The organism is Acidobacteriota bacterium (assembly GCA_040754075.1).
GTDB lineage: Bacteria > Acidobacteriota > Blastocatellia > UBA7656 > UBA7656 > JBFMDH01.
Genome location: JBFMDH010000010.1, coordinates 178,959 through 199,234 on the forward strand (window position 1 = coordinate 178,959; position 20,276 = coordinate 199,234).

Below are 20,276 nucleotides of genomic sequence, written 5' to 3' on the forward strand. Positions count from 1 at the left end.
CGCTTGAATTTTTAATTGCTGAAATTTATGGACTTAGTTGGGATTACCAAAGCGCGACAAAAACCCTTTTCGCAAAATTGAGAATTTGCTCGTTCATAAACGAACACTTTTAAGCACCGGCAAAGTGGCAAATAGCCGTTGGCGAAGTAGGTGAAGCGGGTCTCGCAGGTGTTGCTGACTGCGCATTTATTAAACTATGGAGCATCGCTCAACTTTAAATAATTGAAGGCTTCCGTCCCCATTGACGAACCGGAAAAAATCAACGGGCGATGTCCGGTTTGTTTTGCATATTCATCGGCGATTTGTTCAACCATAGCCAAAGCATTTTGCCGTCCGACAATCGCGACGGTTCCGCCGCTGCCGCCACCGGTGATTTTCGCGCCATAAAGACCTCGCGATTCACCCAAAGTTTTCACTAACTCCACCATCAAATCCGTGCCTTCCGAACCCAAACCACAAGCCGAGTAACTGGCGTGTGAAGCGAACATCAACGCACCCGCTGCTTTCAATGTCGCGTCCGTCACCGGTTGATTTAAAAGCTGGGCAAATCGCTGAACTCTGGCATTCTCATAAATCGGATGCGCCGTCGGCACGCGCACCGCATAGATTTTATCGGGGTAAACTTGAGTTACTGAATCGCTGATGCCCTGATAGCGCGATAAAAATTCCTGCCCGGAAATCTCCACAGGCAAATGTGTCGCAAAATTATTTTCATATTCCGCAGGCGTGATATTCGCGAGATACCCTCGCCACTTTTCATCTTTGATGTTGACCTGCCCGGCAATCGCAGTCGGCATTACTTCAAAACCAGCTAACTCGGCAATGATGCGATAGCCCATAAATGCGCCTGTTCTGACAGAGCCGTAATCGCCTGCGCCAACCGAATGACGGATGCCCGAATCCATTCCCCAGAAAGCCATCGCTTCGGGAATTTTTTGCGAAGGGTTTAACTCCGCCGGCTGACAACGCAAAGCGAGCAATTGATTAGCCTCACCACAAGCGGCGGTCATCTGATCCATCACCCCGCAAGGCGCGCCGACTACCTGGTTTTCGACTTTTTGACAAAGCAGGGCGAGGTCGCGCGCCGAAACCGCAATATCGAATGCTGAAATGATGGCTTTAAAAACCGCGACTTCGATTGCCGCAGATGAACTGACGCCTTTACCTTCGGGAACCCGCGATTCGATTAAAATGTTTGCGCCCTGGGTGAATCGAATATCGCGTTCACGCATCAAGACCAAAAATGCACCGGCGGCATAAGCCGCCCAGTGTTGTGAAATGTCCCGTTTAAAATAATCGCGGGCTTTGGCGTAGCTGATGGGCTGTCCATCATCTGCAAAATCATCAAGCGACATTTTGAAATAACTGGAACGATGATTGGCTTCGGCATTCAGGCTGATGATGTTGATTTGTCGCAATTCATTTTTCTGTAAAGCGACCAGCGTGGCTTCCTGAATCGGCAATTGCAAAACCAGCGAGCCTGAATAATCGGCAATGCCTCCCATCACATCGAGCCTTCCGGGGGCGCGCGTCACCAGGATGTCGTCTTTAGAAAACAGATTTCTGACCGATTCAAGCTGATGCGTATGCAGCGAGTTCAACAACTCAAGAAACGCTGTGACATCCTGGAGATTTTTGGTTGACCCGTAAACGATGCGATACATTCGCGAATTCCTTTTAAATTAAATTTCGCTTTGTTAATGCCGCTTGCAAGAGGGGTTCGATTTGCCCGCGAATGCTTTCATTCGCATACCCAACCCAAGCCACATCCGGTTCAACCGCGAGCCTTGAATTGAGCGATTCGCCTTTTTCATTGGTGATGATGACGCCAAGTTCCCGGGCAATCAACTCGGTGCAAATGTCATAAGGGTGACAACAGATGCCAAGGGTTTTCCCACGTCCCGCTAAAACTTTTTCCATCAACGGGCGCAGGTCAGCAATGAAGCGGTCGTGCCCGCTCAGCAGTTCATAAAGTTGTCCGCCGGTCGAAGCATACTGGTCTTCAAAACAGTGGGCTTTGCCATATTGCACAGGACCCAATGCCGCTAAAACAACTTCTTCATCAATCGCCGCGAGTTCATCGCGCGCCCCCGGAAAAAATCTTGAAAGCGCTGCATACCCATGCGCGATGGTCTGGGTTTTTGAAGGGTGCAGTTGAATCTGCTGGCGCTCGCCGGTCAAGCGATTAAATCGCTCGATGCTCACCCCTTCACCTCTGATTGCCGCAAGCACATCCGAAAGGTGTTGTTTGACGAGCGGGATTTCGGTTTGCACGGCGAGTTCAATATCCGAAAGGTTGGTCGCGTCTCCTTTATTAGGCGCGACTCCGGTTAAAATCCAGGCGCTGCGTTTCTGGTACATCAACCCGCGCGTGCCATCAATCGGGTCAATGATGATTCGCCATTGGGCTGCTTCTTCGGGTGTGCCTTCCGGCAAAACGATTCGCCCGTGTTCGATACCCTCGGCGATTAAGATGACGCCAACCTTCGAGGCGATTTCGCTATCAACAAAATCAACGATGACCGCTTCACTGACGCGGTCAACCGCATAAATCGTATCGCCTTCTTCTTCCTTGGCGATTTGCGAAAGGTTTTCGAGCGCCGTTTGTTCACAGGCTGCAACCACCGTGTGGCGTATCGTTTCATGCAGAGTTTTTATCGCTGCCAGCAATTCGTGAAGATTCATCTTTGCTCAACTCCGGCTTGAATTTTTTTGTAATGAATCGCCGGTTGTGCGCCGAGTTCTGCGGCTTTCTCTTCGGGTGAGGTGTCCGAAAGAAAATTGCCGCCGCCGATTTCCGGTCCCGCGAGATATTTCAACAGATTGGGTTTGCGAAGCGGCGGATGAAATTCAATATGAAAATGAAAACTGCGATAATCGCCGCCATCCGTAGGCGCTTGATGCAGCGGCATGACATAGGGAAAGGGCATCTGCCAGAGGTTATCGAATTTGATCAACACCGATTGCAAAGCTTCGGCAAAATCATGGACTTCCGTATCAGACAAATCGTTGATACTTTGACGCGATGGTTTTGGCGCAACGTAAACTTCATATGCATAGCGGGCAAAATATGGCATGAAGGCGATGGCTCTTTCGTTTTCAAAAAGAATGCGCCGATTGTCTGCTTGTTCGGACGCAATAATATCTGCGAATAAAATCCGCCCGGTTTCATTGAAATAGTTTTGCGCGGCGCGGGCTTCGGTTTCGATGGTTTTGAAAACGAAATTGGTGGCATAGATTTGCCCGTGCGGATGCGGATTGGAAACGCCTACGGTTTCGCCGCGATTTTCAAACATTAAAACATGGTTAATCTCATCACGACTGCCGAGGTCGCGGTACTGCGCTTGCCAGGCAGCAATTAAATTTTCAATTTCGTTGAGTTCGAGTTCTGCAAGTGAGAGGTTGTGTTTGGGACTATAGCAAATAACGCGGGCGATGCCTTGCGCCGGGCGATTTTTGAAAATCCCTGTCGGCGTTTCCAAATCAGCAGACGCATTCATGCCAACGCAGGGATGATCATTATCGAAAACAAAGACGCCTTCATAATTTGGATTACGCGCGCCGCTCACACGCGAATTGCCGGGACACAGATAACAGTCCTCGACAAATTCGGGGACGGTTTGCGCATCGTGCGCGACGGTTTCTCCGCTCCAGGGGCGATTCTGGCGATGCGCCGCGACGATGACCCATTCTTCGCGCAGCGGGTGCCAGCGTTCTTCCCAGACCGCATTTCCCGATTCATTTTTTTGATTGTTTAACACGCTGTGAGTGTCAGTCATCAAATAAACCTTTGGCAAGCTTGGTGAGTAAAAATCAGTACCGCCCGCTCAGGCATATCGTCGGACGACAATCTAAAACTATGATTCACTTAAAACCACATGCAAGGCTTCCATGAAAAAGTAGTCGCCCCACATCACCGATTCATCAACGCCCCAGTTCATCGGCTTATGATAGACGCCATGTTTTAAAATGCCTTCGCGACTTTCATCACCGGTGAACCCTTCGCTATTGAGGGTCGAGAGAATCGTCAAAGCGGTTTGTCGATAGGTTTCAGGTCGTTGTTTGGTGGTTTTTAAATCTTTCAATTTCCAGAAAGCCACCGCCGCAATCGCCGCCGCCGAACTATCCCAGGGTTCATCAGGAATATTCGGCGCACCGTAATCCCAATAAGGCACCCCGCCGTCGGGGGTATTTTCCAGGTAAAATCCCGCGCATCGTTCAGCGACTTCTAAAAAGAACGCATCCTGGGTAAACAAAAAGGTGTCGGTAAAGCCATACATCGCCCAGGCCAGACCACGCGCCCAACAGGTAAACGGCGAATAGCCTTGTTGCGTTGAGAGATTGCGAAACTCGCCTCTCGCGGGATTGAAAATCGCTTCGTGAATCACTTTGCCTTCGCCATCAACCAGACGGTCGCCACGTTTGCGAACTAAATATTTTTCCGTAGTTCGCGCGTGCGTAACTGCCTTATGATAAAGCGCCGCTTCGCCGCCAAGCTGGTGGGCGCGAAACAGCAAACGAATGTTCATCATAATATCGATGAACAACGATTGTGGGCCATTGAACGAATAGATGTAGTGGTCTTCACCGGTGTCTTTCCAGCGAAACGATTGAATGGTTCCGGCGGTAATCAACAAATCTTTCAGCCAAAGTTTTGTCGCATCACCATCGGGCAGCAGGTTGTACCAGCGATTTGCCGTTGACATGAAAATAAAGCCGAGGTCGTGAACATCGCGGTCAAATTTCCGCGATTCAAGTTTCCGCGTATAGTTTTCGGCAACCTCGCGCCACCCTTCAGCGCCTGTGCGTTCATATGCAAGCCACATCATTCCCGCATAAAAACCCGGACACCAATCCGTCCAGATAAAATCAGGTCGCGACCACACACCGTTTTCGGTGTAAATCGGCGCGGGTTTTTCAACCAGCCATTTGTTTAACATTTTTTTGAGTTGTCCCACGCCGAAATCAAACGTCCGCCGACAACGTTCCAGCAATTCACTCTCATTTATCTCTCGATTGATCTTCATATTTTTCTTAAAGCCTGCGCAGATTCATGCCGCCGCTCACTTCCATCACCGTTCCGGTTGAGTAACTAAAATCTCCGCTCACCAACGCTACAACCGCTTTGCCGACATCTTCGGGAAATCCCCAGCGGCATTGCGGTATCAAACCTTCGCTAATCAATTTGTCGTACTTTGCTTCAACGGCGCTGGTCATATCGGTTTTGATGATGCCGGGTCGCACTTCATAAACATTGATGCCATATTCCGCCAACCGGTCAGCAAACAGCGTCGCGGTCATACTCAGTCCGGCTTTTGAAATGCAGTATTCGGCTCGCGAGGTCGAAGAGATATAGGCGGATATAGAAGTCACAAAAACAATGTTGGCTTTGCTGTCGGGATAGGCTTTCACCTGCTCAATCATCTGTCGGGCAACGCGCTGAGTTAAAAAAAACACGCCGCGCAGATTGATGCCTAAAACTCTATCGAAACTTTCAGGGGTGGTTTCCAAAATATCGCGGCGGATTTCGGGCGCGACGCCCGCATTATTCACCAGTAAATCGAGGCGTCCGAATTTTTCGAGAATTGCCGCGACCATCGGTTCGTGGTCATCAAGAATAGAAACATCGCCTTGAACCGGAAGAAAATTTGCGCCAAGCGCTTCAACCGTTCGTTGGACTTCAAAAATGCCGTTCTCAGTTTTTGTCGGGTCAAGGGTTCGGGAATTCCCTGCCACATCGTATCCGCGTTTTGCCAGTTCAATGGCGATGCCGCGCCCGATGCCGCGACTCGCGCCGGTGATGAAGGCAACAGGTTTTGCATCACTCATTGAGCATTTCTCCGATGGGTGTTTTTGAGTTGTTTCAACTCTACGGCGGCTTCTGTGGTTTTGTAAAAGTCATCAAGCGGATAACAACCCGATGGCAAGCCATTACGCGGCGCGGTCGTGCAATCGCTGAACGTCCGGCACAAACGTTTGCGCGCCAGCGAACGCCCGTTAATCACATCAAGCGGCAGTTCGGGGTAAGACAGCACCATGCGACCAAGTCCGACCGAATCAACCCACCCCTGGCGCACCGCAGCCTGCGCCACATTCGGCAGAAAATCCTGCAAATAGGTATAACCGGTTCCGACAATCAATAACTCAGCGAATTGTTGTTTCAATAGTCGCGTCACGTCAACCTGTCTGGCGACGCCAATCAAAGGGTCTTCAGGTGGTTGATACCCGTCTGACGGTGGAAACAACGCCGGTCGTTGAATATGCGGATTGTAATAAGGCGAACCCGCCGTGAGATTGACGAGGCGAATATTCATATCGCGAAGCAGAGATAAAAATTGCACCGGTTCGGTCAAATCATATGCAACCGGATTTTCCGCATTCACACCGAATCCGAAGCGATATGGCAACAACCCTTGGGTGAGTTCGGGAACGCCTACACCCGGACGCCCCGGCACACTGGTTTCGGGATTGGGGCGAAACGCAATGAGGTCAAATGCCGAAAGCCGCACACCGATTTCTAAATCGCTTGCCATCGCGCGAATGCCTTCGACAATTTCGCGCAAGAACCGTGTGCGATTTTCAAAACTGCCGCCGTAATCGCCCTCTCGCGTGTGGGCGCTCAAAAATTCATGACCGAGATAGCCGTGACAATGTTTGACATCAACGAAATCGAATCCGAGTTCATAGGCGATTTTTGCGGCTTTGTGAAAAGCTTCGATGATTTGACGAATCTCGCCATCACTCAGTATTGGATAATCACTTGCGAGTCCCAGTCGTTTATCGAGAATCGGGTGATGATAGAGAATTTTTGGCTCACCCCGGTCTTTAAAATTCGGACGACTGTAACGACCCGAATGGGTCAATTGTAAACCGATTAACAAATCGTCGGTTGAACCGGTGGCTTTTTTATGTTCATCAATCAACGCCTCGCGTAAATTCGCCAGTCCCGCGCGCGTCTGTTCATTGATGAGCAATTGATTGGGATTAGCGCGACCGTCGTGCAGAACCGCGACCGCTTCCCCGCCCCAGATGAGTTTTGCGCCGCTTTTACCGAAATTTTTCCAACGGTGAATCGTCAGTTCCGTAGGCTTTCCGTCCGTTGTTCCATCCCACCCTTCCATCGGATGAATGGTAAAACGATTGCCGATTTTCCGATTGCCGATTTCAATCGGTCGGGCGAGCGGCGAATCTGCGCCAATAAAAATTTCATCATCGCAAGGAAGATTGATGTGATGGTCGTCTAAATATTTTTTAAATGCCGCGACACTCGCGACGCTGCCGAGATGAAGGAATCGTTGTTCGCTCATCTCGATTCCTCCACACGCAGTTTCATTTCAGGAGCATTGAGGTTCTCAACTTTTTCATCCGTTACCTCTTCAACTTTTTTTCGCGGCAAAAAGGCAATGGCGAGTGCGCCAAGTAGCGCAATGCCAATCAAGACCAAAAAACCTGTACGATAATTGCCAGTGCGGTCGCGCAAAAAGCCTATGAACATTGGCGAAACCGCTTCAGCGACGCCATCCGCGGTGAGTACGATGCCCATCAAGCGACCTAAAACTTTGACGCCGAAAAGTTCGGCTGCCATTAACGGAATGATTAAATATTCGCCGCCAAGTCCGAGTCCGAAAATCGCCGCAAACAGATACATCACGCCCGGCGTCGAAGCAAAAAAGAGGAGTGGTATCGCCGCCACAATCAACGAGTAAATCAACAACATCACAAATTTTTTCGGCAGATAATCGGCAAGCCAGCCCATCAATAATCGCCCGATGATACTGAAGCTTAAAACCAGTGAAATAATTTTTGCCGCTTCACCTTGCTCATAACTTTGATCGAGGCTGAGGAAAAGTTTCAAGTGTTGATTGGTGCCGCCAACTGCGCCGATTGAACACATACTGCCGAGCGCGAGCAGATAAAATGCCGGGCTTCGCAAAATTTGCTTGATTGGCGCAAGCGGCGCAGCAGCCTTTTTTTCTTCGTGACCTTCGGGCGATTCTTTAACAAATAAAGCCATCGGCAAAGCAATCACAATCATCAATACGCCAAGCCAGCGCAAAGAGCTTCGCCAGCCGAACGCATCGGTTAAACGATAAGCCAACCAGGGAACAAGCGCCCCGCCTGCGCCGATGCCAAGATAGGCAAAGCCCATCGCTTTGCCACGCGATTTATCGAACCAGCGCGATAGTAAAACCTGATTTGGTAAGGGTCCGCCGCAGACATAGCCGAGCGCGTTGAAAATGTAGAAGAGATAAAACATCCAAAGCGAGGTCATCAAACTAAGTCCGATGAGCGCGCCGCCAGCCATCAATATCCCCGTCATCATCAAACGTCTGGGACCAAATTTATCAACCACCCAACCGGCGATGAATCCGAATAACGGGCCAATTAACAGTTTGCTGAGCGCATTGCCCGATGTCACCTGCGCCCGCGTCCAGCCGAATTCCTTGACCATGAAATCGTAGTAAAGCGGCAGTCCGTAGAGTGCAAGACCGACAATGGCAAAGAGCGCCAGAAACCCTGTGGCGGCGACTTGAATTTGGGCAATGCGTTGACGTTCAGACATAGATTTGAATCTTCAAGGTTGATGAAAAAAGTTACGTGAATTCGCAACTCGATAAATTATTTGACGCTCACCGTGACTTGCGGGGGATTCGCATAATCTTCCCACAGGCGATTGAGTTGGTCGCTATCCGGCGCACCGTCATAAACCACAAAGCGATAGCGCGAGACATATTTTTCGCCGGGCGAAATTTTCCAATCGCCCGATAGCGACGGCGAATAACAGAAAAACGGTTGGTCGGGATTGATGCGCATGGCTTGCGGCGCGCGAAAATTATTCGGGTTATCGAAAATCGCGATGCCTGCAAGTTCGCCGCCGACTTTGCCGCCGATGTGACACCAGCGCGCCCGCGTCGCGTGACCGTTTGAACGGTCTTTGCCTTCGGAAGTCAGAAATACACAATTATCTTTCGCAAGCCACTCGCGCGCCCCGCGAAATCCCAATCCGCCATAGCGATATTCCGGCAGCAGCAACGGACTCGACGTCATCAACTCATGGGTTGAAACCAGGTCGAACATTGAATAAGCCTTTTGCCCTAAGCCTACGCGATATACCGTCACCACCCATTCATCATTTAATACGGTTCTCGGTTGCGAGGCGCTGACATCTATATAATTGGTGCGCGCCTTGAAGCCTGCGTGAACCGCGCCGCTCCACATGCGGTCAAGCGCGACGAAATCGATTCTGCCGGTGCCGTCACCGACGTTCCAGAAATCAGGATGGCGACCTTCAAATTCGGTCTTCGTCCAGGCGAACCAGATGCCGTGATGATGAAAATGGTCTGATGGAAAATCGTCCGTAATGATGCGCCCCGCAGGCGTGTACACCGGATGAATATAACCGCCGCGCTTAAACACCGGCTTGATTGTCGCATTCGGCAAATCACCGGGTTCGGCTTGATAAGTAAAAATTTTGCGACCCGCAGAAGTTACGAATAATTTATCGCGTTCACGAACCAGTTGCACGCCCGGCGATTTTGCCTGCTCTTTGGTTGCAACCAAACGAAAACGTTTCGTGGTGTTGGCTCTCAGTTTCGGCAAAATAAAGATGGCGCGACCCGATTCATCAACCTGTACAGGAATTAGTTTGCCTTGCTCATCACGCAACACAAAGGCTTTGCCGGTTGCCTCTTTCGGCATTTGAAAACTGCTTACTGAATCTGCTCGATCAAGTTTTCCGGCAGCCACCTCAATCCAGATAGTTTTTTGTGAAGCGAGTGAAGGAACCGCGCACATTGTGATGCACAACCAGATGGTTATCAAAAATGTGCCGGTTTTATTGGGCTTGTTAATCACTTTCTTCTCCTGTCACACACGCGCGAGGTCAGCGATTTTGACTGCGCGTTTCTGTTCAACACTGGTGCGCGCCGCAATGCCGGTTAAACAACTCATCGCTCCGGCGCGCGAATCCGGCAGTTGCATATAATCCGGCATTTTCGCTTTGCGGAAAATCAAATCGCGCAAACGGTCATCGCCGCCACCGTGCCCGCCTTCGATTTTTGGCAACGGAACCGGTTCACGTTTGCCAAAATTTTTAATCAAATCGATTTCGGTTTCTTCTTCGACCTTCCACGGCTGGCGTTCGTAATCGCGCACTTCCAGTCGTCCTTTATCGCCGTTGAATGCCAGACGATAACCTTCAATCGGCATAAAGGCATTGACCGAATAAGTCATGGTTGCGCCGTTTGAATATTTCACCAACGCCGACATTGAATCATAAATGTCTATGTCTTCGCGAAACACACAACCATCGCGATAATAGCCGTCGGCATCTTCGCACCCGGCATAGATTTTCATGCGAAAGGGATTTTTGGTCATATCGTAATAAAACTTGCATTGCGATTGATGCGGGCAGGCGCGACAGTGGGTTGAACGCAGGCTGCCGCTTTTGCCATAAACATTGAGGCTCGCATTGGCGGTGACCTCCACAGGGTCTGCGCCAAGCCACCAGTTAATCAAATCGAAATGATGTGTCGCTTTGTGAACCCAAAGGCTGCCGCTGCGATTTCGCAAGCGATGCCAGCGACGGAAATAATCCGCGCCGTGATAGACATCCAGATACCAACTGAAATCAATCGAACGGACGTTGCCGATTTCACCCGATAAAAGAATCTCTTTGATTTTTTGATGCTTCGGCGCATAACGATAATTGAAAGTGACGATGACTTTTTTGTTGCTGCGTTTTTCGGCATCCAAAACTGCCTGACATTGTTTTTCATCAATAACCATAGGCTTTTCGGTCATCACTTCGATGCCGCGCTCTAAAGCTTTGACGATGTACTGACTGTGAAAAGCATCAACCGTGGTGACCATCAACAGGTCAGGTTTGACTTTATCCATCATCTCATCGAAGTTGGTAAAGGTCGGGCAACCGACTCCCATTAATTCTTTAGCGGCTTGAACACGTTTCGGATTGATGTCACAAAGACCGACAAAATCCAGAACATCACTGTAACGAGTAGCGAGCGGTTTTCCCCACATTGTGGTGGCGCGGTCGCCGGTGCCAACAATCGCATAACGTCGCCGCGTCGATTCAGCATTCGCAAGTGAACCGTTAAAGGTGAGTAAAGACGCGGCAGCAGCGGCGCTGCCTGCGGTTTTTACAAATTCACGACGGGATAGCTCTTTCGGATTAGTCATGGTGATTCCTCTTTTATGAATGATTGTCGGTCGCGGTCAAAGACCACTCCCTCAACTCAAAGTTTCTCCTCAAAGTCGCGGTCAAAGACCGCTTTCTCAATGATAGATTTTATTGGTAGATAAAAATTTCTCTTTCCGACTCAATCCTCGATTAAGCATTCAGATTAATCTCCAAACGCGCTTTCTGTTCCGCCGAGCGATTTGCGGTTAAACAGGCGATTGCCGAGCGCATCGCTTTTTCGGGACCGCACCGCACAGGCTTTCCGGTGCGTATCGAAGCCGCGAATTCCGATGTCTCGTTTTGATAAGCATTGCCTTTATCGTTGGTCTGCGTCGCAGGTTGCGCCGTCACCGTGCGACCGGCGGCATCCGGCGGACGACTCGCCGAAGCATCAGCAACCGGGCCGTTTCCCTGCCTGGTTGCTTCCACTTTGGTGATTTGCGCATCGCCTTCGGTAAACAAGAATGCTTCGGTTTCGGTCTTTAAAATCAAGGTGCCTTTGGTGCCCATATACATTTCATAAGCTTCTTCAAAAGCATTTGATTGAATCGAAGAAAAAGTTGCCGCGCGTCCGCCGGGATATTCAAAGGTTGAAAAGATGTGGTCATAGACTTCGCGCCCGTCTTTGTAACGGGCAATTTCTCCGTGCGTGTAAACCGCAGTGGGCGCGGCATCCAAAAACCAGCTTGCGGCGGTAAGCTGATGGCTGCCGAGTTCCGCCATCAAGCCTTCGGAATATTGTTTGTACATTCGCCAGTTTAAGAGGTGCTCCCAGTCCGGGTATCCCCAGCGACTCGGATCGAAATCCGGCGAAGGCGCATCTTGCTGTTTTCGCCACGGCGCATTGCGATGCCAGGCGAGCCGCACATGATAAATATCACCGAGCACGCCTTGTTTAATAATATTGTTATAAGTTGCCTGATAGGTCGGATTGTAATAGCGTTGATAACCGATTTCCAGAATGCGGTTGTTGCGCCGCGCCGCATCCATCATGCGCAAACAATCGGCTTCGGATTTCGCCATCATCTTTTCGCAAAGCACATGCTTTCCGGCATTGAGACAGCCGACGCTAATATCTGCGTGCGTCCATAAAGGCGTCGCGATGATGACGGCTTCGAGGTCTTCTTTTTCAAGCATCTCTTTCCAGTCATCATATTCGGCGGGCTTTGCCCAACCGTTTTTCACCAGAGATTCGGAAGCCGCCGCCCGCCGTTTGGGATTGATGTCACAGAGGGCTTTCAATTCGATGTAATCTTTTTTCATTTGGCGCAAATGACCGCTTCCCATATCGCCTGTGCCGATGAGCGCCGTTTTAACCGCGCCACCTTTGATAGGTCCCTGGGTGAGCGCCGCCGCGCCGACCGCCACTAACGCAGGCGCACCGGCTATGGCTTTCAAAAAATTTCGCCGCCCACGGTCTTTCATCTCTTCGGTTAAATTCATCGCACACCTTCTTTCTATATATTCAATTCACGCGCTCGCTCAACGGATTCAACCGTTGCGGATTTTTGCAAAGTGACTTCCGGTTGCGAATCGGATAAGGAGATTTCATTGGTTGACACCTCCATTGATTTTTTCTTTCTCGCCAGCAACAAATCGAGTCCGGCGATGGTTTCGGTTTTGAAAAACAGTAAAACCACAACCGCTGCGCCTTCAATCAAGGTTTTGTTGACCAGTAAGTAAACGCCTTCGGCTCCCGGTTGTGGCGTTCCCGCAAGCGGAACCATTAAAAAATAGAACATCGCTAAAAGTACCAACGCGCCCCATAACCCGATGCGGATAAACAGTCCGAGCAGTAGTGAAATGCCAATGACCAGCAAACTGATTTTGACGGTGTTATCAATCCAGGTTGTCCAACCTGCATCAATCATTTTTTGAAATATCCAGGCAAGCGGGCCCGTTGCCGATTTGAGATAACCGGCAGATGTCCACGGCGCAAGTAAGACGCCTTCGCGGCTCCAACCCGGTACGCTCAATTTATAATAGCCTTCGTAAAAAAAATGCCAGCCAATCAAGCTTCGCAAAACCACCAGAACGATTTGTTGACCGGATGAAAAGGTATTCACACTACGCATGGAGAATCTCCACTTCTGCAAGTTGCCGATTGCCCAGGATGATGGGCAAGTCAGCCTCGCTTTCCAGTAAAACCACTAAAATATCATCGTGTAATTCGCAGTAAGTTTCGGCAAGGGTTCTGCCGCCGACATAAAACGCGGTCGCCAACGCATCAGCGATTGCCGCCGATTTCGCGACCACGGTAACACTGGCAACGCTTTCGGCAGGCAGACCCGAGCGCGGATCGATGATGTGACCAAAGCGTTTGCCTTCATGTTCAAAAAATTGTTCTTCGCTGCCGCTGGTTGCCATTGCAACATCATTAAGTCGCAACCACGCCATCCGTCTTTCCAAAAATTTCGGATGACGAATGCCGATTTCCCAGCCGCCCAACCCCGCGCCATCCCCGATTGCATAAAAACTGCTCGCGCCGGCGTTGAGTAATGCAGCTCGCACTTTCGCTTGCATAAATTCTTTCATGCAATCGAGCGCGTAACCTTTGCCGATGCTGCCGAGATTTAAGCAGACCCCGGAATGTATAAAAGCAATCGTTCGCGACCGGCTATCGAGTGCCAATTTATCGCTTCCGACTCGTAATTTCGCTTCCTCAAGTTCTTCGGGTAGAGGAATACGCCCGGCTCTTTTAATGAATCCCCAGCAATGACTCAAGGGGCTGGAAGTAATGTCAAAAGCGCCTTGAGTTTCCTGATACAAATTTAAACATAGTTGCAACAGTCGAAAGAGTGAGGATGAAATTTGCACCGGTTCGGAAGCCGCATAACGATTCACCAAACTCACTTCGCTGGTGTCGCGAAAAATGGTTAATTGTTGCTCCAGGTGATCAGCTTTATCGAGCGCCTGTTGCGCAAGGCTCACGCCCGCCGGTTCACTGTTCGATAGGGTGATTTCAAATTGACAAGCCATGATGTGGCGACTGATATGGAGCCAGAGTTTTTCAGATGGTTGTGGGCGGCTCGGAGAGAACTGCAGAAATTGTCGCCTCGGTAACATAATTCGGAAACGTTTCGCCTGTTGAAGTTGGAAGGAAATTAATGGCGGGATTGAAGTCGGACTTCAATCCCGCTTGAGTTGCCCGGTCGATTTTCCTAGAACAGCAGTTTCAAGGAAAATTGAACACGGCGCGCATAGTTTTCCTGAGCCGTCGCGGTAACGCTGCCAAATGCCGTTTGCGTTGGATTCAGGTTGATTTGTGAAGTAAACAACAACGGCGTATTGAAGGCATTTAAGAATTCGGCTCTGAACTGCAAGCTGGTGCCTTCGGTAATTCGCGTATTTTTAAACAACCCGAAATCGAAGTTGTTAATGTAATCGGCGCGAATATAACCGAGCCTGAGCGGGAAGGTGCGGACATTGCTCGCCAGTTGTTTCGCTGATTCCTTCTCAAATCCATTGGTGTTGATCCATTTTTTCACGGTCTGTTCGGAACGCGGCAGGGTAATATCACCGAGGTTGCCGTTATAAATCACATTGCCCCAGTTGCCGATGGGCGGACCGCTTTGATAGGTGTAGATACCGTTGATTTGCCAACCGCCGATGATTCGCGAAACCACCGGGTTGGTATCGGCAAACAGACGCCGACCTTCACCGAAGGGAAATTCATAAATGCCGCTCACCGTTAAACGATGGGGTCGGTCGTCTGCGGCAATGGTTTCCGCAGGTTTCAGGTCGCCGGCGGTTAAGCGGTCAACCGCTTCCATGAATTTCGAGTAGGTGTAGCTTGAACCAAGGGTGTAGCCATTCGAGAATCGCTTTTCCAGCCTGAGTTGCAATGAGTGATACCAGGAATAGCCATTGTTATCCGTGGTCGTCACGGTATCGAATTGCGGGAAGGGGCGCAGCAACCTTTCGCGGGCAATGGTTGATGAGCGGAAGGTGGCGCTGGCAGTTGCCGGCATCAATCCGACAAAGGGATTGGGAACCAGTTTCGACAGGTAATCAATTTTCGCCTGGTCTCTGGTCGGGCTGGTGCTCAGGTATTGATTGGGGGTGGCATTGATATTGACCGAGGTTTCGATATGCGTTCCGCGATTGCCGACATAGGCAGCTTCGGCGACCATCCCGGCAAATTCACGTTGAATGGTGAGTTCCCATCTTTGCATATAGGGCGTTTTCGGGTTGGGATTGAAGAAGGAAATCGCTTGACCGAGGAAGGTCTGCTCACCGTTTAGCGAACCAACCGGTTTGATGATGCCCGACTGGAAGGGATTTGATAACGTCTCGATAAATGTCAATCCGTTATCAAGCGTGACATTGAGCGGGGTATTCTGACTGAATCCCGCCTGTATCACATCGCCTCGACGTTGACCGAGGAAGCCGAAGAAAATTCCATAGCCGCTGCGAATCACCGTCTTATCATTTAATTTGAATGCCAGACCGATGCGCGGCATGAAATTCTTTTTGGGCGTGTTGTAGAGCGAACGGTCTCCGGGATTGGCGAAAACCAACCCGCCGCGCACCTGAAAATCCGTTACTTCGGGTGTGGCATTCGCCGGATTGGATTGCGCGTTGTTGAAAGCGGTTCTCGCGGCGACTGCAAAAGGTTGGGTGAAATCATAATTGAAGCCTTTCACCGAACGATTGAAACGTTCCGTCAACGCGCCTTCGACTTCATATCGCAAACCGAGGTTCAAGGTCAGCCGGTTATTGACCTTCCAATCATCATGGACAAACAGACCGAGGGTGGTTGATTGCTCGGCGTAGCTTGCAGGATTGGCAAGGAAACTTGAGGTGCTCGGAAGCCCCAGCAGGAATTGCGCGAAGGATTGACCGATAGCGCCGGGCGAGGTCGGCGAATTATCCAACGGCCCTTTTGTCCAGGCGCCATCGAAATTGAATTGCCCGGTCTGGTTGTTGGCATAGAAGAAATCGTTTTCGCGATAGGAACGAAATTCAACGCCCCATTTCACGGCATGGCTATTGAACACTTTATTCAAGGTCGCGCCGAATGAATGCGTATCATTCGGTCGGAATTCGCCGCCGACGCCTGTGCCCTGATAGCCGGTGATGTCGAGGCGCGGGAAACGGCGAATGTCAGGAGAAATTAAACTATTGTAAGCTGCCGGAAATCCGAGCGTGGTCAAATCCAAACCGAGACTGCCGGAATTGCCCTGATCGACGCGGATGAAACGGTTGTAGCCATAGCGGAAATTCAAAACGGTTGTGGAGTTGATGGTCACCACATCGTCAAAAGTGAGTTGTCGGGAGATGAATTTGAATTCCTGCCCGGTGATGATGTTGTCAAAATAATTATTGTAATCGCTGTTGCGGTCATACCAACTGGCGCGACCGAATACCCTGTGCGTGTCACTGAAGTTATGGTCTAAGCGAATCGTATGCGACGCATAGATTGCCCGCTCGACCATTTCCGGTCTGAGATAGTTCTGTGTGCCATCGGCATTGCCAACGGTTCGCGGTTTTGGGAAGAAGTTATCGACGATGGCTCTGGCGACAGGGTTAATCAGGTTTTGCGGAATGATGTTATTCGGAAACGGGTCGGATTGAATGCGACCATTCGCCAGTCGCCGACGGGTGAACGGATTGTAGATTTGATATGAAGAACTGATTTTCAGCAATTCCGAAAAATCGCCGCGTTTCATGGCTTCGGTGGGAACCGTCGGGGTGCCGTTGTTGCGCGGGCGGGCTTCGCGAATCGCTTCATAGCCGTACATAAAGAAGGTTTTGTTTCTGCCTTGATAAACCTTGGGAATCCAGATGGGACCGCCAACGGTGCCGCCGAAACGGTTGTAATAAAAGCTTGGGCGGGGGATTTTATTGGCATTGCCATAAAAGTCATTGGCGACCAGTCCCGGCCACATCTTTGAATAATTCAATGTGCCATGAAAATCATTGGTTCCCGATTTGATGGTCAGGTTGGTGACGCCGCCTTCGGTATTGCCGAGCGCCGCATCAAAGGTTGCGGTTTGCACCTTGAACTCGGCGACCAAATCCTGTGGCGGAACATAGGAAGCGATGACTTCACCGGCATTGGCGGTGGCGGTACTGGGGGTGCCGTCAATGGTCAAATCGCTGCGATTGCGCCGGGTGCCATCAATCGCATAACCGACAATGTGGGTCGGCTCGAAAGGTCTATCAAGTCTTTGCGAACCTGAATAAGTCACCCCGGGCGTCAACCCGATTAATTTATAAGGGTCGCCATGAGCGATGGGAAGTTCAGCGACGCGACGCGAATCCACTACCGTGCCTTGCGAGGCAGTGGTGGTTTCCAGCGGCGGCGCTTCTGCCACCACAGTTACCGATTGGTCAATCGCGCCGACTTCCAGTTGAACGTCAAGAGAAAGCGTGTCATTTACCCGCAGGATGACGCCATCACGAATATATTTTTTGAAGCCCGGTGATTCAACCACCACCTGATAAGTTCCGGGAATCAAGTAGAGGGCTCTGAAAATACCTTCATCATTGGTCTTTACTGTAACCGTCGTCCCCATCGCCGTGTTGCTGATAGTGACGGTTGCCTCTGCAATAATCGCTTTTTGCGAATCAATTACCTTACCGGTGATTGTGCCTCGCGCTTCCTGAACTGCCCAGGTCGTTGACGGAATCAACGCCGTCAGCAGGGAAAGCACTAAGGCTACAACCGCTACTGCCTTGATCTTTCTTGTCTTCATAAGTCTTCTCCTGTGGGTATAAGAGAGTTACAAATTGGTTCGCCAGGGAGGTTGTAACTCAATCCAGTTTTGCCATCGGTTCAAGATGTGCTGGCAATCGACGCCAAACCGCCTTGAAACATTAGGCGCGTGAGCGGATGAATTTTATTTCTGGAATTCCCTGTTTGTAGGGGTCGGGATTCCTGATTGATAAGTTGCCCAATCGGGCTTCTATCAATTTACACAACCTGATTTTTTTTGTCGGAACGTTTAAGAGCTTAAACTAAACTGATACTTTGTCTAAGACGGCGATTATTTTCTACCAATAGAAATTTTTAGTCAAGCTATTTTATGACCAATTAATTTTTTATTTTACAAGGGTAAAACCAATTCAAGAAAACCGCTTATTGGTAACTGAAATGCGGCGCTGACAACCCCGGCTTGCCCTTTCTCTATCTGGAAGCTGCTTAAATCCTCTGGCATATTGCGAGGCTCACCCATTTTCAAGGCTGGAGTTTTCTCATGGGGTTTTCAAAACTCATAGTAAAATTGCCTAATAAATTAAAATCATTAATGATTCGTCGCCATATCGCCAGAACCCCGGCAGGATTACGTCTGGCTTTTTTCTGAGCGGTCACCACCCCGACTTTGCAGTCACCACCGGTACTTTAATTTATGCAATGCGATTTTAACCGGCAAACGATCAGCGATTTATTGCCGGTATTGGTAAAACCAATTCGCAATAAAAATATTATTCGACATCACCTTTTAAATTCGTTAAGATGGGGAGGCTTAACAAAAGCGCTCCACTTATTGAGTAACTATTGAAATTTCATTATTTAAAATTGGCGGGCGAGAGTCCCGAACGGTAAAAAAATGGTATGACCGATTCAAGCAAAAAGAAATTCAAAACCATTGATGCAGACCGCACCGGAACCATGCTGGAAGAAGTGATTCTGCAACTGCGTGAAAAGATTCAACGCGGCGAATTAAAACCCGGTGATCGACTACCTCCGGAACGTGACCTTGCGAAATTATTTGGGGTCAGTCGACCAACCCTGCGCGCCGCGATTCGTTCACTGGCAGCGGTTGGAGTTTTGCAAGCCAAGCAGGGAGCCGGTACGTTTGTGGCTGCCGCAAATGGTGCCCCGGAACTCGACAGCAGCCCGCTGCGATTGATGGCTGCGCTTCACGGGTTTACCGCCGGAGAAATGTTTGAAGCGCGTCGGGCGCTGGAAATGGCAATTGCAGGTTTTGCCGCCGAACGCGCCACCGGCGATCAAATGGCTTCGATGGCTGAAGAGTTGGCTGGCATGTATGCTTCGATTGATGCGCCTGAAGAATACCTGTTGCACGATATGCGGTTTCATCAAACGGTAGCTGCGGCTTCGGGCAATCGCATTCTCACAGCCCTGATGAATATGGTCGCCACCGTGCTTTTCGATGTTCGGGTTAAAACCGTTAAACGCGCCCACGATTTGAAAGAGTCTGCGGAAATGCACAGACAGATTTACCGCGCCATTCGCGAGCGCAATCCCGAAGCCGCGCGCAATGCCATGCGTGACCATCTGGTGCTGGCACAAAAAGCTCAGGAGTCTGAAGAGTTGGAACCTTTCGGGCAAAATAATGGGTCGCCACAATCTGAATGAAGCGACCAAAATTAGAAGTCGTCAATCGGCAAATCTTCAATTGATTCAATGAAAAAACTTTCGCCATTGAAAGTTTATCAATCTGTCATCTTCAGCTTGCTTGTCGAACCGTTTTAACGATTTCAACAAACTGTCGGGCGCGTTCCGAAATCAAACTGGCATTCCCTTCCCGCAAAGCCTTCAAATCCACAAGGTCTGAACCGACGCCGAGCGCACTGGCTCCGGCTTTCAAATAATCGGCGGCGGTTTTCAGCGTCACGCCGCCGGTCGGCACAATTTCAATCTGTGGAAGCGGCGCTTTTACGGATTTAATATAGCTTGCGCCGCCCATCGAATCCGCAGGGAAAACTTTGACGAAATCTGCGCCCGCGCGCCACGCCGTTAAAACTTCCGTCGGCGTCAACGCCCCTGGCATCACCGGAACGCTATAGGTTCGACAACATTCAATCGTGCTTACATCCAACGCCGGACTGACGACAAATTGCGCCCCTGCGAGAATGCAATGCCTGGCAGTCTCGGCGTCCAAAACCGTGCCGGCTCCGACCAGCGCGTCTTTGCCGAAGCGTTTGCATACCTCTTCAATGACCTTCACTGCGCCGGGCACTGTCATGGTAATTTCCAAGACCGATACGCCGCCTTCTTTAATCGCATCAATGGCGCGAATCGCTTCATCAGCGGAAGCCGCGCGCACCACAGGAATTAATCCGGTCTCTTTCAGGCAACTGATAATTTCATGTTTGTTCATAA

General features: G+C 50.1%; 15 protein-coding genes. 1 reads left to right on the top strand and 14 read right to left on the bottom strand.

What is annotated here, in order from left to right; all coding sequences use genetic code 11:
• Nucleotides 1–194: 194 nt before the first annotated feature.
• The 13 genes from AB1757_13260 to AB1757_13320 form a co-directional block, all read right to left on the bottom strand.
• Nucleotides 195–1,664 carry a galactokinase family protein gene (locus tag AB1757_13260; GenBank protein MEW6128002.1) on the bottom strand — a complete coding sequence of 490 codons (1,470 nt, stop codon included), beginning with the start codon at nucleotides 1,662–1,664 and terminating at the stop codon, nucleotides 195–197.
• A gap of 13 nt (nucleotides 1,665–1,677) precedes the next feature.
• Nucleotides 1,678–2,685, bottom strand: coding sequence for an inositol monophosphatase (locus tag AB1757_13265; GenBank protein ID MEW6128003.1), 1,008 nt, complete (start codon nucleotides 2,683–2,685; stop codon nucleotides 1,678–1,680).
• Entirely contained in the window at nucleotides 2,682–3,779 is a 1,098-nt protein-coding gene (gene galT, locus AB1757_13270; protein MEW6128004.1) for a galactose-1-phosphate uridylyltransferase, read from the bottom strand. Before galT ends, AB1757_13265 begins: the two co-directional genes overlap by 4 nt.
• Nucleotides 3,780–3,857: 78 nt before the next feature.
• Nucleotides 3,858–5,027, bottom strand: coding sequence for a glycoside hydrolase family 88 protein (locus AB1757_13275; protein MEW6128005.1), 1,170 nt, complete (start codon nucleotides 5,025–5,027; stop codon nucleotides 3,858–3,860).
• 7 nt (nucleotides 5,028–5,034) lie between these two features.
• On the bottom strand, nucleotides 5,035–5,829 hold the full coding sequence (locus AB1757_13280; protein MEW6128006.1) for a 3-ketoacyl-ACP reductase: 795 nt from the start codon (nucleotides 5,827–5,829) through the stop codon (nucleotides 5,035–5,037).
• Nucleotides 5,826–7,307: an NADH:flavin oxidoreductase gene (locus AB1757_13285; protein MEW6128007.1), complete on the bottom strand. Its 1,482-nt coding sequence runs from the start codon at nucleotides 7,305–7,307 to the stop codon at nucleotides 5,826–5,828. The genes AB1757_13280 and AB1757_13285 overlap by 4 nt, the downstream gene beginning before the upstream one ends.
• Entirely contained in the window at nucleotides 7,304–8,563 is a 1,260-nt protein-coding gene (locus AB1757_13290; protein ID MEW6128008.1) for an MFS transporter, read from the bottom strand. The genes AB1757_13285 and AB1757_13290 overlap by 4 nt, the downstream gene beginning before the upstream one ends.
• Before the next feature lie 56 nt (nucleotides 8,564–8,619).
• Nucleotides 8,620–9,855, bottom strand: coding sequence for a PmoA family protein (locus AB1757_13295; GenBank protein ID MEW6128009.1), 1,236 nt, complete (start codon nucleotides 9,853–9,855; stop codon nucleotides 8,620–8,622).
• A 12-nt stretch (nucleotides 9,856–9,867) separates the two neighbouring features.
• Complete coding sequence (locus AB1757_13300; protein ID MEW6128010.1) at nucleotides 9,868–11,199, bottom strand: Gfo/Idh/MocA family oxidoreductase; 1,332 nt, start codon at nucleotides 11,197–11,199, stop codon at nucleotides 9,868–9,870.
• 151 nt (nucleotides 11,200–11,350) lie between these two features.
• Nucleotides 11,351–12,643, bottom strand: coding sequence for a Gfo/Idh/MocA family oxidoreductase (locus tag AB1757_13305; protein MEW6128011.1), 1,293 nt, complete (start codon nucleotides 12,641–12,643; stop codon nucleotides 11,351–11,353).
• Nucleotides 12,644–12,657: 14 nt separating this feature from the next.
• Nucleotides 12,658–13,275: a hypothetical protein gene (locus AB1757_13310; protein MEW6128012.1), complete on the bottom strand. Its 618-nt coding sequence runs from the start codon at nucleotides 13,273–13,275 to the stop codon at nucleotides 12,658–12,660.
• Nucleotides 13,268–14,179, bottom strand: coding sequence for an FAD:protein FMN transferase (locus tag AB1757_13315; GenBank protein ID MEW6128013.1), 912 nt, complete (start codon nucleotides 14,177–14,179; stop codon nucleotides 13,268–13,270). Before AB1757_13315 ends, AB1757_13310 begins: the two co-directional genes overlap by 8 nt.
• 182 nt (nucleotides 14,180–14,361) lie before the next feature.
• Nucleotides 14,362–17,901, bottom strand: a complete 3,540-nt coding sequence (locus AB1757_13320) for a TonB-dependent receptor (protein MEW6128014.1) — start codon at nucleotides 17,899–17,901, stop codon at nucleotides 14,362–14,364.
• Between the two features lie 860 nt (nucleotides 17,902–18,761).
• Between AB1757_13320 and AB1757_13325 the strand changes: the two genes are divergently transcribed.
• Nucleotides 18,762–19,529 (top strand): FadR/GntR family transcriptional regulator, encoded by a 768-nt coding sequence (locus tag AB1757_13325; GenBank protein ID MEW6128015.1) that lies wholly within the window; start codon nucleotides 18,762–18,764, stop codon nucleotides 19,527–19,529.
• A 91-nt stretch (nucleotides 19,530–19,620) separates the two neighbouring features.
• On the opposite strand, the gene AB1757_13330 is transcribed toward AB1757_13325, so the two are convergent.
• Nucleotides 19,621–20,274 (bottom strand): bifunctional 2-keto-4-hydroxyglutarate aldolase/2-keto-3-deoxy-6-phosphogluconate aldolase, encoded by a 654-nt coding sequence (locus AB1757_13330; GenBank protein ID MEW6128016.1) that lies wholly within the window; start codon nucleotides 20,272–20,274, stop codon nucleotides 19,621–19,623.
• Between the last annotated feature and the right edge of the window lie 2 nt (nucleotides 20,275–20,276).

Excerpts from the sequence above, each read along its gene's own strand:
- AB1757_13275 (MEW6128005.1), bottom strand. The coding sequence starts at position 5,027 with ATGAAGATCAATCGAGAGATAAATGAGAGTGAATTGCTGGAACGTTGT.
- AB1757_13280 (MEW6128006.1), bottom strand. The coding sequence starts at position 5,829 with ATGAGTGATGCAAAACCTGTTGCCTTCATCACCGGCGCGAGTCGCGGC.
- AB1757_13265 (MEW6128003.1), bottom strand. The coding sequence starts at position 2,685 with ATGAATCTTCACGAATTGCTGGCAGCGATAAAAACTCTGCATGAAACG.
- AB1757_13305 (MEW6128011.1), bottom strand. The coding sequence starts at position 12,643 with ATGAATTTAACCGAAGAGATGAAAGACCGTGGGCGGCGAAATTTTTTG.
- AB1757_13315 (MEW6128013.1), bottom strand. The coding sequence starts at position 14,179 with ATGGCTTGTCAATTTGAAATCACCCTATCGAACAGTGAACCGGCGGGC.
- AB1757_13310 (MEW6128012.1), bottom strand. The coding sequence starts at position 13,275 with ATGCGTAGTGTGAATACCTTTTCATCCGGTCAACAAATCGTTCTGGTG.
- galT (MEW6128004.1), bottom strand. The coding sequence starts at position 3,779 with ATGACTGACACTCACAGCGTGTTAAACAATCAAAAAAATGAATCGGGA.
- AB1757_13285 (MEW6128007.1), bottom strand. The coding sequence starts at position 7,307 with ATGAGCGAACAACGATTCCTTCATCTCGGCAGCGTCGCGAGTGTCGCG.
- AB1757_13325 (MEW6128015.1), top strand. The coding sequence starts at position 18,762 with ATGACCGATTCAAGCAAAAAGAAATTCAAAACCATTGATGCAGACCGC.
- AB1757_13290 (MEW6128008.1), bottom strand. The coding sequence starts at position 8,563 with ATGTCTGAACGTCAACGCATTGCCCAAATTCAAGTCGCCGCCACAGGG.
- AB1757_13330 (MEW6128016.1), bottom strand. The coding sequence starts at position 20,274 with ATGAACAAACATGAAATTATCAGTTGCCTGAAAGAGACCGGATTAATT.
- AB1757_13320 (MEW6128014.1), bottom strand. The coding sequence starts at position 17,901 with ATGAAGACAAGAAAGATCAAGGCAGTAGCGGTTGTAGCCTTAGTGCTT.
- AB1757_13300 (MEW6128010.1), bottom strand. The coding sequence starts at position 11,199 with ATGACTAATCCGAAAGAGCTATCCCGTCGTGAATTTGTAAAAACCGCA.
- AB1757_13260 (MEW6128002.1), bottom strand. The coding sequence starts at position 1,664 with ATGTATCGCATCGTTTACGGGTCAACCAAAAATCTCCAGGATGTCACA.